Origin of the sequence: Mucilaginibacter celer (genome assembly GCF_003576455.2) — a bacterium.
GTDB classification, from domain to species: Bacteria; Bacteroidota; Bacteroidia; order Sphingobacteriales; family Sphingobacteriaceae; genus Mucilaginibacter; species Mucilaginibacter celer.
This window is the reverse complement of sequence record NZ_CP032869.1, coordinates 299,557-313,631: the sequence shown is the minus strand read 5'-3', so window position 1 is coordinate 313,631 and position 14,075 is coordinate 299,557. Positions and strand designations below refer to the sequence as shown.

The 14,075-nt window shown below is 44.6% G+C and carries 10 protein-coding genes; 7 read left to right on the top strand and 3 right to left on the bottom strand.

The features are described 5' to 3' along the window. Window positions 1-31 precede the first annotated feature (31 nt). The 6 genes from HYN43_RS01200 to HYN43_RS01175 all read left to right on the top strand — a co-directional run bounded on the left by HYN43_RS01200 (window position 32) and on the right by HYN43_RS01175 (window position 8,360). A complete protein-coding gene (locus HYN43_RS01200; protein WP_119407712.1) occupies window positions 32-1,144 on the top strand; it encodes an ATP-grasp domain-containing protein in 1,113 nt (370 codons plus the stop codon). 135 nt (window positions 1,145-1,279) lie between these two features. Further along, window positions 1,280-2,377 (top strand): carboxylate-amine ligase, encoded by a 1,098-nt coding sequence (locus tag HYN43_RS01195; protein ID WP_119407711.1) that lies wholly within the window; start codon window positions 1,280-1,282, stop codon window positions 2,375-2,377. A gap of 125 nt (window positions 2,378-2,502) precedes the next feature. After that, entirely contained in the window at window positions 2,503-3,330 is an 828-nt protein-coding gene (locus HYN43_RS01190) for a type 1 glutamine amidotransferase (RefSeq protein WP_119407710.1), read from the top strand. Window positions 3,331-3,505: 175 nt separating this feature from the next. Next, window positions 3,506-4,699 carry an ATP-grasp domain-containing protein gene (locus tag HYN43_RS01185; protein WP_119407709.1) on the top strand — a complete coding sequence of 398 codons (1,194 nt, stop codon included), beginning with the start codon at window positions 3,506-3,508 and terminating at the stop codon, window positions 4,697-4,699. A gap of 42 nt (window positions 4,700-4,741) precedes the next feature. Further along, window positions 4,742-4,924 carry a FeoB-associated Cys-rich membrane protein gene (locus HYN43_RS01180; RefSeq protein ID WP_245447109.1) on the top strand — a complete coding sequence of 61 codons (183 nt, stop codon included), beginning with the start codon at window positions 4,742-4,744 and terminating at the stop codon, window positions 4,922-4,924. Window positions 4,925-4,985: 61 nt separating this feature from the next. Next, the gene (locus HYN43_RS01175) at window positions 4,986-8,360 is read left to right on the top strand and encodes a trifunctional glycoside hydrolase family 18/polysaccharide deacetylase/glycosyltransferase family 2 protein (protein WP_119407707.1); all 3,375 of its coding nucleotides are present in this window, start codon (window positions 4,986-4,988) and stop codon (window positions 8,358-8,360) included. Window positions 8,361-8,607: 247 nt separating this feature from the next. Here HYN43_RS01175 and ispF read toward each other — a convergent pair whose 3' ends face one another. Together ispF and porV are read right to left on the bottom strand one after the other, a co-directional pair. After that, a complete protein-coding gene (ispF, locus tag HYN43_RS01170; RefSeq protein ID WP_119407706.1) occupies window positions 8,608-9,093 on the bottom strand; it encodes a 2-C-methyl-D-erythritol 2,4-cyclodiphosphate synthase in 486 nt (161 codons plus the stop codon). A 2-nt stretch (window positions 9,094-9,095) separates the two neighbouring features. Further along, complete coding sequence (gene porV / locus HYN43_RS01165) at window positions 9,096-10,256, bottom strand: type IX secretion system outer membrane channel protein PorV (protein ID WP_119407705.1); 1,161 nt, start codon at window positions 10,254-10,256, stop codon at window positions 9,096-9,098. Between the two features lie 244 nt (window positions 10,257-10,500). On the opposite strand from porV, the gene HYN43_RS01160 reads away from it, so the two are divergent. Further along, window positions 10,501-12,159 (top strand): SUMF1/EgtB/PvdO family nonheme iron enzyme, encoded by a 1,659-nt coding sequence (locus tag HYN43_RS01160; protein WP_119407704.1) that lies wholly within the window; start codon window positions 10,501-10,503, stop codon window positions 12,157-12,159. A gap of 480 nt (window positions 12,160-12,639) precedes the next feature. On the opposite strand, the gene HYN43_RS01155 is transcribed toward HYN43_RS01160, so the two are convergent. After that, window positions 12,640-14,064, bottom strand: a complete 1,425-nt coding sequence (locus HYN43_RS01155) for a RagB/SusD family nutrient uptake outer membrane protein (protein ID WP_119407703.1) — start codon at window positions 14,062-14,064, stop codon at window positions 12,640-12,642. Window positions 14,065-14,075: the final 11 nt, after the last annotated feature.

Below are 14,075 nucleotides of genomic sequence, written 5' to 3'. Positions count from 1 at the left end.
AAAAAAACAATAAAATAAACTACCATCTATCATGAAAAAAATTGGCATCTTATTCGGACAGGAAAACACATTTCCGCAGGCATTTGTCGACCGTGTAAACCAAAAAGCAGAAAAAGGCATCAGCGCCGAGTTTGTGCGGCTTGATAAAGTAATGCAGGCCGAACCGTTAGACTATTCGGTGATCATCGACCGGATTTCGCAGGATGTACCCTACTATCGCGCCGCCCTTAAAAACGCTGCTATTTGCGGCACCGCGGTTATCAACAACCCTTTTTGGTGGAGCGCCGACGAAAAATTTTTCAACAACGCGCTTGCCGTTAAAATTGGTGTACCTGTACCCAAAACCGTGATCCTGCCATCAAAAGAACTACCAGATGATACCACCAACCTGTCGTTCCGTAACCTGGCTTACCCGCTTGATTGGGACGGTATATTTAACTATGTGGGTTTCCCCGCCTATATGAAACCTTTTGACGGTGGCGGTTGGAAAGAAGTTTATAAACTGGAAGACAGTAAAGACTTTTTTGATAAGTACAACAAAACCAAACAATACGTAATGATGCTGCAGGAAGAGGTTGTTTTTGACGACTACTTCCGCTGCTATTGCATTGGCGGCAAACATGTGCGCATTATGCAATACGAACCACGCAACCCGCACCACTTACGTTATGAACACGGCAAAGCACCCGCAGCTAAAAAACTGTTGGATACCGTTAAAAACTATGTAATAAAACTTAACCAGTATTTAGGCTACGATTTTAATACGGTTGAATTTGCCGTGCGCGACGGCGTACCTTATGCTATTGATTTTTGCAACCCTGCCCCCGACGCCGACGTGAACAGTGTAGGTCAGGAAAATTTTGAATGGGTAGTAGAAACCGCAGCCGACTATGCTATTGAACGCGTCAAAAAACAAAAGGATGGTTTAGATAACCTTACCTGGGGCGAGTTTGTAAAAACTTCGGCAGCTAAAACGCCGTTGGTAGCGGCGGTTACCAAAGCTGTTAAGGCCGATGTTTCGGTGGCCGTGGTTGACCATGCTATTGAGGTAGAAGGGAAAACTAACGTTGCTAAAGCTAAAGCACCTGCTAAAACAGCTGCTGTAAAAGAGAAAGCCGCGCCTAAAAAGGCGGCTAAAAAATAAGGGGCCGTGCGATTCCCCTCTCGAGAGGGGTGTAGGGGTGTGTTATCGCGCGTAGAAACACACCCCTGCCTTCACACCTACCTTACGCGCCCCCTCTCAAGAGGGGAATTATAAAATATCATAACCAAACCAATTATGAACGAGTTTACCTTAGGTGTTGAAGAAGAATTTATGGTGATTGATCCCGTATCGCGGGAGTTGAAATCGCACGAGCAGAAAATTGTGGATAGCGCGCAAAAAATCCATGAAGACCAGGTAAAGGCCGAAATGCACCAGGCCGTAGTTGAAGTAGGCACCCACATTTGCCGTAACACCCAGGAGGCTCGTAAAGAAGTAAGCAAACTCCGCACCACGGTGGCCCAACTGGCCGGCGATATAGGTCTGCGCATTGGCGCTGCAGGCACCCACCCCTTTTCGCACTGGCAACACCAATTGATTACCGACCATCCAAGGTATTTTGAAATAGTGGATGAGATGCAGGAAGCGGCCCGCTCCAACCTTATTTTTGGTTTGCATGTGCATGTGGGCATCCAATCGCGCGATATGGCCATTCATATTGCCAACCAGGTGCGTTACTTTTTGCCGCATGTGTACGCGCTGTCAACTAACTCTCCGTTTTGGGAGGGACGTAATACCGGCTTTAAATCGTTTAGGACAAAGGTTTTTGATAAATTTCCGCGCACGGGCATCCCCGATTATTTCAATAGTATTGAAGAGTACGACCGCTATATAAAACTGCTGGTGAAAACCAATTGTATTGATAACGCGAAGAAGATCTGGTGGGATATCCGCGTACACCCGTTTTTCGAAACCATCGAATTCCGCATTTGCGATTGCCCGATGCTGGTTGATGAAACAATCGCTTTCACCGCCTTATTCCAGGCACTTTGCGCCAAGTTGTACAAACTTCGCGCACAAAACATGAAGTTTATCAACTACTCGCGCGCGCTCATTAACGAAAATAAATGGCGGGCGGCACGCTATGGCATCGACGGTAAAATGATTGATTTTGGTAAAGAGATGGAGGTAAACACCCGCTCGTTAGTACTTGAATTATTGGATTTTGTGGATGATGTGGTAGATGATCTCGGCTCGCGCGATGACCTTAAATATGTGCATAACATACTGGAACACGGCACCGGTGCCGACAGACAACTGGCCATTTACCAGCAAAATAATAACTTTGCCGATGTGGTTGATTACATCACATCGCAAACTTTGAAGGGGTTGTAAAGCCCAACAGCCCCACCCAACCCTCCCCGGAAGGGAGGGCTTAAGAAAGCTTAACGTATGCTAAAATTAAATAATGGAAATAAGAAAGTCTCCCCTACCGGGGGAGATTTAGAGGGGGCCTGCTTATGAAACCAGCAATAAAAGTAGCCATACTTGATCTGTATGATGGGATAGCAAACGAAGGCATGCGCGGTTTCCAGGATATTTTGAAACGGTACAAGGCCAAACATGATCTTGACCTGGAGTACCAGATCTTCGACGTACGCAAAAAATGCGAAATGGCCGACCTCAACTTCGATATCTACATCTCGAGCGGTGGACCGGGAAACCCTTTAGATACCGAAGGCACCGAGTGGGAAAAGAAATATTTCAGGCTGATTGATAAGCTGGAAGACCATAATCTGGGCAATAACGGCGATAAAAAACACGTGTTTTTTGTATGCCATTCGTTCCAGCTGATGTGCAGGCATTATAAGCTGGGCGATATCAATATGCGCAGGTCGCCATCATTCGGGATATTGCCGGTGAACAAAACAGCGGAGGGGGTTAACGAGCCACTATTTAAAAATCTTGCCGAACCGTTTTACGCTGTCGATTCGCGTAGCTGGCAGGTAATCAACCCGGATGAAAAGCGGTTTAAAGAATTAAACATGCAACTGGTAGCGATAGAAAAAGAGCGCCCGCATGTTGATTTACCCCGCGCCATGATGGCTATCAGGTATAACGATTACTTTTTCGCCACACAGTTTCACCCAGAGGCTGATGCTACGGGCATGAAGGGGATGCTGATGCGCGACGAGAAAAAGCAGGAAGTAATTAATGAACACGGCGAAGTTAAATACCGCGAAATGCTGCAGCGCCTCGACGATCCGGATAAGATAACGCATACACAAAACACTTTGATACCTAATTTTTTGGATACAGCGTTGGAGAACGTTTTGGGTGTTGTGTGAGTTGATTTCGGAATTCGGATTTTTTTTATTGGGATTACACCGATTGATTTTTGATTACACCGATTTTGTCTGAACTGTGATTTATAGAATTAAAAGATTCCGCGATGAACGCAAAATCTTATAAATCATAAAAATCTCCCCAAATCCCGGTTCAGACAAATATAAACCAATACTTATGAACCCGTCAGCCAGAAAAACATTTAATGATGCTTTCAGCGATGAAAAGTATCAGCAATTTCTTGCCAAACTGAACGAAAGCCTGAAAGAGCCTGTCCCCTTTCGCGTAGCAGAAACGCCTGTGTTTTTAACTGCCGACTTCGGGGATAAACTTGTGGCAGCAGGCAATGATATTATCAACACCATCCTCCAACCCAACTTTAAAGAACTTACTGAACGTGCCATCCCCGATTTCTGGCGTGTAGCCAATGAGAATGACCACCCGCATTTTATCGCGCTCGATTTTGGGATCTGTAAAGATGAACAGGGAAACATAGTACCTAAACTGATCGAGTTACAGGGCTTTCCGTCGCTTTATGGCTTCCAGGTGCATTTGGGAGATACCTATCGCGATGTTTATGAGATTGCGGAAGATGAAACTATCTTCTTCGGCGGGTTGGATAAGAAAAGCTATCTTGATCTGCTGAAAAAAACCGTCCTCGGTCCATACCAACCCGATGAGGTAGTTTTAATGGATGTAAACGCTCCTGAACAAAAAACCGCGGTTGATTTTTATCTCACCCAAAAATATATCGGTACCCCGGTGGTATCCCTAAGCGATTTGATACAGGAAGGCAAAAAGCTTTACTATATGGCCGGCGATGATAAAAAGCAAATCAAACGTATTTATAACCGCCTGATATTTGATGAGATAGCCGGCGATCCGGATATATTTACCAAAGTGGCTGATATCCGCCAGCCCCTTGAGGTAGAATGGATCACTCATCCCAACTGGTTTTATCGCGTAAGCAAATTCACCATGCCTTTTTTAAGCGGCAATTACGTGCCCAAAACACAGTTTTTGCACCAGGTGGAACAAATTCCTGCCGATCTGGAAAACTATGTACTTAAACCGTTGTTCTCCTTTGCAGGTCAGGGCGTGATCATCGATATTAGTAAGGCCGATATTGAAGCTATAACCGATCCTGAAAATTGGATTCTGCAGCAAAAAGTAGCTTATGAGCCGGTAGTACAATCGCCGGAAGGCGGTGTTAAGGCCGAGATCCGATTGTTGTACCTCTGGCCTGATGGCGACGAAAAGCCAACGCTGGCTATAAACCTGGCAAGGTTAAGCCGCGGAAAAATGATTGGCGTACGCTATAACAAGGATTATAACTGGGTGGGTGGCACAGTAGCCTTCATGCCATTGTAAAAATCAATACTAATAAGTAGCGATATACGTATATGTTAAATAATGCTTAATTTTGTAAACATGAATATGCAAACCATCATTGTTATACTACTTTTTGCAGGCGCGGTTTTTTACCTGGGCCGCATGATGTATAAAAGCCTTACAACCAAAAAGGCTTGCGGTGGTAACTGCAAATGCGGGGTTGATTTTTCGGGCATCGAGCCGGCTAAAACGGCTAAACGCTAAGCAATACCATTCATACAATCTTCATAAGTAACCTATACTTTTAACAAAGTAAAATCACTTAATGTCATCAAGCAAGCAAGTTTTTCAGGCTGATAACCCGGGTAGGTGGAACCGTTTTAAATGGCTTAGCCGCGTACTGCTGGTAGTATTGGTCATTGGTATTATAGCCGTAATTGTCACTATCCGCTCCACTTATTACCCCGATCTTCCAAACCTTAACCCGGCTCCTAAAAAAATGTCGAAAGAGGAGTTGGATCAGCTTAAAAGATCAACCAAATTTAAATCTTTCCGCATCCAGAAATCGGAGATCGAGGCACTCGAAAAAGCCAGGAAACAGCATCAGCTCAAACAGCCTAACAATAAAGACCGGATAAACGCCGCCTTCTATCGCGCCTGGGAACCACAGGCCTATAACTCATTGGTGGTAAACCTATCGCACCTTGACATGGTTGTGAGCGAAGGTTTTTCTATCGCCCCGAAGGTTGATACCGTTATTACCAAACTGGATACGGGTTTGATGAATCTCAATAAAAAGTACAACAAGCCCATCGTTGTATCGCTATCAAACTATGTAAACTATGATAATGCCCATGGCGGTTACGATACTAAAGACGTTGACCGTATTGTTGATAACAAAAAACTACGTGACGGCTTTATTAACAGTATAGTAAACTCATTAACTAAATATAAGTTAAAAGGCATTAACGTTGACTTTGACGAGCTACGCGACCGCAACAGCAAAAACTACGTAGCTTTTCAGAATGAACTTTACCAAACGCTGCATGCCAAAGGCTTCCTGGTTACACAAAACGTAGTGCCCGAAGATGAAACATTTAATATTTCAAGGCTTCAGCATGTAAACGACTTTCTGTTTATCATGGCCATTGATGAACATTACGAAGCTACCAATGCCGGCGATATATCAAACCAGCGCTGGGTTGAGCAGATCCTGGATGATGTTTGTTCGAAAGTTCCATCAGAAAAAATCATATTAACCTTTGCCGGCGGCGCTTACGACTGGCGCGAAAGCAGCGTGGGTAAAACCATGGGCTACCAGCAGGCTATCAGTACCGCCGAAGAGCAAAAAAGTAAGATAACCTTCGATCCAAATTCGGCCAACCTGCATTATACCTATATGGATAAGGACAGCCTTGACCATGTAGTTTATTTTACCGACGCGGCTACCAATTTTAACGTGATCCGCATGGCCGACGACTGGGCAACCGGAGGCGTGGCCCTTTGGCGCTTAGGTGCAGAAGACCCACGATTGTGGACTTTCTTCCAGAAAAACCTATCAATCGATTCGCTGAAGAAAACCGGCATCGACATGAAGAAACTTACCACTGTAGGTTTAAATAACCGGGTAAATGTTGATTATGACGGCGATGGCGAGGTACTTGACCTCATCACCACCCCTACTACCGGTTTAATTGATGTAAAGATGGATAGCGCCACCTATACCATCCTCGATCAAACCTATAAAAAACTGCCAACTAAGTATGTGATCCGCAGGTACGGTTATGCACCTAAAAAAGTGGTATTAACTTTTGATGACGGTCCGGACCCTGATTTTACGCCGCGCATCCTCGATATCCTGAAAAAAGAAAATGTACCCGCTGCATTTTTCGTTGTAGGATCGATGGCCGAAAAAAACATCCAGATCCTAAGGCGTGAGTATGAGGAAGGATATGAGATAGGTAATCATACGTTTTTTCACCCTGATATTTCAACCATCAGTTTGCAGCGAGTAATACTGGAGCTTAACTCAACGCGTAAGCTTATTGAATCGGTAACAGGCCGCAGTACCATTTTGTTCAGGCCGCCGTTTAATGCCGATGCCGAGCCGCAAACGCTGGCCGAGGTTATCCCGGTTGCCGAAAGCCGCCGCCAAAGCTATATCACCATTGGCGAATCTATCGACCCGTGGGACTGGCAGCCCGGTGTTACTGCCGATAGCATTATCGCCCGTACCATCCGTCAAAAAGATAACGGATCGATGATACTGTTGCACGATGCCGGTGGTGACACCCGCGAGGAAACTGTGAAAGCCCTGCCTGCAATAATCCATTACTTTAAAGCGCACGGTTACCAGTTTACCACCATTGCCGATGTATTGGGCAAAACCAAAGCCGATTTAATGCCGCCGATTAAAGCGGAACCAGGCATTTTCGGGCCGGCTTATGATATGTTTGTGCATGGGTATTACTACCTGAACTGGACGCTGGTTTACATCTTCCTGTCGGCTATATTCCTGGCCATCGGGCGTATTGTGTTAATCGGTATTTTAGCGGTTAGGCAGCGCAGCGAGGATAAAAAATCGAAAAAATTAAACCGCGATACAGATGTAATGCCTGCGGTAAGCATCATTGTACCGGCCTATAATGAAGAGGTAAATGCCGTAGCTACTATTCAAAGCTTGCTGAAAACCGACTATCCATCATTCGAGATCATTTTTGTTGATGACGGATCGAAGGATAAAACATATGCCGTTGTAGAAGCTGCCTATGCCGGTAACCCGCTGGTTAAGATCTTAACCAAACCAAACGGCGGTAAAGCCTCGGCCCTGAACTTTGGTATTACCCATGCTCAAAACGATTTTGTGGTTTGTATTGATGCAGATACGCAGCTTAAAACCGATGCCGTTTATCAGCTGATGACCTACTTTACCGATGCTGAAATTGGCGCGGTGGCAGGCACCGTAAAAGTGGGCAACGAAAACAATATCATCACCCGCTGGCAATCGATAGAATACATCACTGCCCAAAATATGGACCGCCGTGCTTTTGACCTGATCAATAGCATCACCGTAGTACCGGGTGCTATCGGAGCATTCCGTAAATCGGCTATCTTTAAAGCAGGCGGCTTTACTTACGATACACTTGCGGAAGATTGTGATTTAACCATGCGCATCCTTAAACAAGGCTACGTGGTACGCAACTGCGCCGAGGCTGTAGCCTATACCGAGGCTCCGGAAACCATCAATATGCTGCTTAAACAGCGTTTCCGCTGGAGTTTTGGCGTAATGCAAAGCTTTTGGAAAAACCGCGACGCGCTGTTTAATAAAAAGTATAAATTTTTCGGGATGGTGGGGATGCCGAATATCCTTATCTTCCAGATCATATTGCCATTGTTCTCGCCGCTGGCCGATTTAATGATGCTGTTTGCCTTATTTGGCGAAAAGCCCGAGAAAATGCTGATATACTATGCAGCTTTTGTTATTGTTGATTTTATAGTGGGCATCATCGCCTTCCGGATGGAGAAAGAGGATTACAGGAAGCTTGTTTATATTATTCCGCAGCGCTTTATGTGGAGGCAGCTAATGTATTATGTGCTGTTTAAATCGGTGCGTAAGGCATTGAAAGGTGAGCTGAGTGGCTGGGGGGTATTGAAGCGTACCGGGAATGTGAAGGTTGAGGGGGATAAGAATAAAGTTTAGAGTTTCGCGTCCCCTCAGGGTCTCTCGCAGAGTACCTTGAGGTATACGCAATGCAAGTCTCATACACGGACTACGAGTTTTAGAGTTAGTAGTAATGTAGCGTGCAAAAGAGCGAAAGACCCTCAGGGTCCTCTGCGAGAGACCCTGACGGAACGGGAGATAAAAAGGCCCGTAAATAAAAAATTACGGGCCTTTTTTTACTCTGTAAAAATGATAATAATTCAAACACCTACACCTTTGCCTGGTATTACGCCCCCCGCTCAATCAAACAAACAGCATAAGCCACAACCCCCTCTTCCCTGCCAATAAATCCCATTTGCTCGTTGGTAGTAGCTTTAATAGAAATATCCTCTTCCTCAATACCCGCCGCTTCGGCAATATACCCTTTCATAGCAGGGATATGCGGATTGATCTTTGGCGCTTCAAGGCACACCATGGCATCGATATTGCCAATAACATAGTTTTTTTCTTTCAACAATGCTACGACATGCTGCAACAGGATCAGACTGCTGATCCCTCTCCAGCGTTCGTCTTTATTAGAGAAGTGAAAGCCGATATCGCGCAGGTTAGCTGCACCTAATAAAGCATCGCAAATAGCATGTAACAATACATCGGCATCCGAGTGACCGTAAGCACCGGCATGGTGCTCCAGCTTAACTCCGCCTAAAACAAATGGGTGATTTTCTTTTAACTGGTGTACATCAAACCCAAAACCTACTTTTATTTTACCCATTATTACTTTGTAGCACCAAAATTTGCCGATAGCGTAAAACGCAGCGTATTAGCAAGGGCGCTGTTTTGCTGGCTGGCCGCCAGGTATGAAAAATCGAAATTGAAAACGTTGTATTTAAAGCCTACACCCATGGTAAGGTAGTGCCTGCCGCCCTTCATCGGGTTTTCGTAAAAATAACCGGCACGCAGGGCAAACTGCTTATTGTACCAGTACTCAAAACCTGGTGATAGGGTGATTTCTTTTATTTCTTCGCTGAAACCGCCCGGAGCATCGCCAAATGATTGAAAAACACCGGCCGGAACCGAAACATCATTATCATGTCCCTTTATAATATTACCGTTGCCATCCTTTATAGGCGGGGTTGGCACCAACAGCTTATTCAGATCGAGCGCAGCGGTAAACTCGTTAATATCGTCAAGTTTCCAGGTATTGGCTATCCCTATTTTAAGGTTGGTTGGCAGGAAGTACTTTGGTCCCACGTCGCTAAATCCAATTTTTGTGCCCACGTTGGATATATTGGTACCAAAAGCAAAGGTATTGCCATCGCCGTAAGGAGCGCGGTAGTACAGGGAGATATCGGCCGCAAAGGCATTCCCAGCTTTGGTGGTTTGCCCCGCATTGGTTGCAAATGCCACGCTTGAAATATTAGAGTGGATGTAACGACCCGTTAAAGCGAGCGAAAAATTGTCGCCGAATTTACGGGCAAACGAAACATCGAGCGAAAACTCATTAGGCGTATAGTTACCCTGCTGGTTGGCATTATCATCGGCCAGCGGGATAGAACCGTAGTTAAAATAACGAAGGGAAGCACCGAGGGTATTACGATCGTCAATTTTATGTGCATAGCTTAGGTACGACAGGCTGATATCGGGAACCAGATGGCGCAACCAGGGGCTGTATGATAATGACAAAGCATCGTCACTTTCTAAAAAAGCAAGTTTAGATGGATTCCAGAAGTTGGCATTAACATCGGGCGTTAAAGCTACACCTGCATCACCCATTGCACCTGAGCGTGAATCGGGCGAGATGTTCAGGAAGGCTACTTCGGTAGGTATGGCATTAATGTTACTTCCGTTAGTATTGGTGCCGGTTTGCGCCGCTACTGCTACAGGCAATAAAAAAGGGGCAAGTAATATAACGCGGCTTAATGTAAAAAACTTCATTTATAGGAGTTAGGTGGTACAGTATTTGTATTAAACAAAAATAAGGTAAAAGTTTGATCTGTATTTTTTAAGCTACCTTTTTATTGAAAGTTAAATCAAAAAAATCAGATCGGCGCAACTAATTTCATTAAATTTTCGTTAAAAGGCCTGATAACTGTACTATTTATTTATAAATAATGGCATACAAAACTAAGTACTGTATTCATTTTTTTATAAATTTACGACTTAATATAACTGTAAAAATATGAAAATACTTTTTACTAAAACTGCTCTGGGACTGTTGGCTTTAGGTGCCGTGATGAGTAGCTGCAGTAAACGTGAGCAATCGCAAAAAACCGGTATCACCTATAATGATAAAAACAACGGTGGTTATCAACGTTTCAGGCAGGCGCACCCTGCTCCCGGTCCGGGCCTTGTACCTATTGAAGGTGGTACCTTTGTAATGGGCGGCAGTGCCGATCAGGATGTAACTTATGATTATAACAATGTTAGGCGCAGGGTTACCGTTCCGTCGTTTTATATGGACGAAACCGAAGTATCCAACCAGGATTGGCTTGATTACCTGCACTGGATTGATATCACCTTTCCGGCAGATCGTGAATTGTACTATAACGCTGTACCCGATACCCTGGTATGGCGCCGAAAATTATCATATAACGAACCTTACGTAGATAACTACCTTCGCCACCCCGGCTTTCAGGATTACCCGGTTGTTGGTGTAACCTGGGATCAGGCGCAGGCCTACTGCTCATGGCGTACCGACCGTACCAACGAAAATATTTTGCGCGAAACAGGCCGTATGGTAGCCTGGAAAGATATGGGCAAAAAAGGCGGCGGCGGCGATGCGGGCATAGCTGCTAACGGGCAACCATTCAACACCGATATTTACCTGAACGGCCAGATGACAGGTGCAGGTATCGACGGTAAAAAGATGATGCCAAACCTGAGTCCTAATGCACAGGCAGGCACCGGTAAAGGCGGCAAATCTGTACGCCCGGTACGTATGGAAGACGGCATCCTGAAACAAAACTATCGTCTGCCATCAGAAGCTGAATGGGAATATGCAGCTTTGGCTTTAGCGGGCAATACGCAGTTTGAAAATATTGACGACGGTAAAGTATATCCATGGAACGGTCTTGGTGTGCGTTCGGCCAAAAGCAAAACACGTGGTTTGATCATGGCCAACTTTAAACGTGGCGCCGGTGACAACGCGGGTGTGGGTGGTTACCTGAACGATAAGGCCGACATAACAGCCCCTGTACGTTCATACCAGCCTAACGATTTTGGTTTGTACAACATGGCAGGCAACGTTAACGAGTGGGTGGCCGATACCTATCGCCAAACATCCTTTGAAGAGTTTGAAGATTTTAACCCTTTCCGTGGTAACGAATTTACAAACAAACGTTTGGCCGACCCTTCAAAAGGCCGCTACGCTAAAGACAAATACGGCAAACCAATTAAAGATCCGGCACACTCTAACAAAAAACTGAAATACGCCGATCTGCTGGCATTGCAACAACAAAGTGCTGCGGCACAGGCTGCCAGCCCTAACGCGCCACTTGCCAATACACAAAACGGCTCATTGCCAATTGACTCGCTATTACCTAAAAATTCGGGTAAAGCTTATAACCCTGATGCAAGAGGCGAGAAAGACGAAGTTAACAAAGCTCTTTACGGAACTACAACCCTTGTAAACGATCACTCGAAAATTTACAAAGGCGGATCATGGAATGATATGGCTTACTGGCTAAACCCGGCCACACGCCGTTTTATGGATCAGGACGAAGCAAGTGCCGAGGTTGGTTTCCGTTGTGCCATGACCATGGTTGGTGCGCCTGAGATTAATCCTAACGGTAAGCCGCATTATCCGGTTAAAAAGGCTAAGCCTTATAAAGCGAGGTAATTTTAATTTGCAGAAATATTAGGCAAGGCCCTTCAGTGATGAGGGGCCTTGTTTGTTTTTAGAGAGTGTTCCAGTTAATATTGCCCGAAAAGAGCATGATATTACCTGATATGCGTTTTGGGATAATTTATCTTCAACATGGTTTTTTTCTAAATTGACTCATGCATAGTGCGATCACTTCTAAATATGAATAGCCTAAAATCCGGGCAATTATCAAACTGAAAGTAAAGCCACAGACTCACCTTGCCTGCGTTCTTCGTAATTCATCCCGGTTGGATATAATGTAACAAAGAAAAATAAGTCCTCAACCTTGATTTGCATACAAGAGGTGAAAGTGTTGAATATTGATGCCGTGTTGTAACTTTACATTGAGTAGGTATTATGGGCCACTATTTAAAAGGAAAGGCTAAATACACTCATCGTTAAAACAAAAAATCCCGATGATAAAATCACCGGGATCATTATTACTGATTTTGCAGATTATTGATACCCCTCATTTTGCGGCAATGAAGGATTTGCATCGCGCTCGCGTTTTGGAATCGGGAATACCAGTTTAGGAGAATTCCACGGGAACGAATCAACAACATCTCCATTTTCATCGGTAGTTACAGTTGTTTCTTTATAACGTTTTAAATCCCATAATCTGAACCCTTCAAAGGCCAGTTCAACACGGCGCTCATGCTTTACAACAGCAAACAACGCAGTTGCAGTAGTTGCTGTAGTTCCTGCTAATTTGGCGCGGTTTCGTACAATATCTATATCAGCCTTTGCTCCTGATAAATCCGGAGCCGCTTTTCTTATCCTCGCTTCGGCTCTTATCAAATATATTTCGGCCAATCGAACTAATATTACGTTACCGAAGGTGTTATTGAATTTAGCGGTATAGTTATCAGAGCCATCATAATAAAACTCATCGGCTCTTTTATCTCCGGCTTCATACCTTGCAAAATGCTGTTCGTTTATGATCGTTTCGCCCCTTCCACTGTAGTCAGAACTGGCAAAAACTTCGTTTAAAGCATTAAAGCCCGATTGATTGGAGATTTGGATGGCAAAGATATCTTCAGTGCTGTTAAACACACGTGTAGGCTGTGTGGGATGCTGAAACTCGCTTCCGAAATCGCTAACCAATGAGAACGCTCCTGAACTGATAATCTTTGTCGCTTCCTCTTCTGCCGCCGTAAAGTTTTCCTGGGTAAGATATATCCTCGCCAATATTGCCGATGCTGCAAATGAATCGGCATACGGAGTTCTTGATGACGGGCTTGGATCGTTGGTAAGCTTGGCTTCGGCAACCTTAAGATCAGCGATAGCCTGTGCATATACTTCGGCAACTGTATTACGAGATACCCTTTGAATGCCCGGAATGCTTGTAGTGGGCGTTAAAACAATAGGTACCGCCAAATTTGAAGCCGGAGTGCCATCGTTCCATGCCTTGCCAAAACAACGTGCCAGGTCGAAATAGGTCATACCACGTAAAAACTTGGCTTCGCCCTCTACCCTGTCTTTATTGGCGGCATCAACCAGGTTAAGGTTGGCCAAAACGTTATTACATACGTTAATGGTATTGTATCCAACATCCCATACTCCTTCAACAAAGGCATTATTAATAGTTATCGTCTTATTCGCCAACTCGGTATATTCAGAAAATGTGCCGAAATAGGAAAAATCGCCGTCATCGGCCAAAAAATCATTGGTTGATTGGAATCTGCCTCCATATAATCCTCTCAGTCCGGCTGCGGTATATGCTCCAATAAGCACGCCCTGCACATCTTTTGATGTTTTTATAGCCTGATTTTGTTCAACATCATCTTTAGGCTTTATATCCAGTTGCTTTTGGCAACCGGTGCTATACAGCATTACTAACGAACTTAATGCTATAATTGAATATTTAGATCTTTTCATCATTGTCAAGCTTA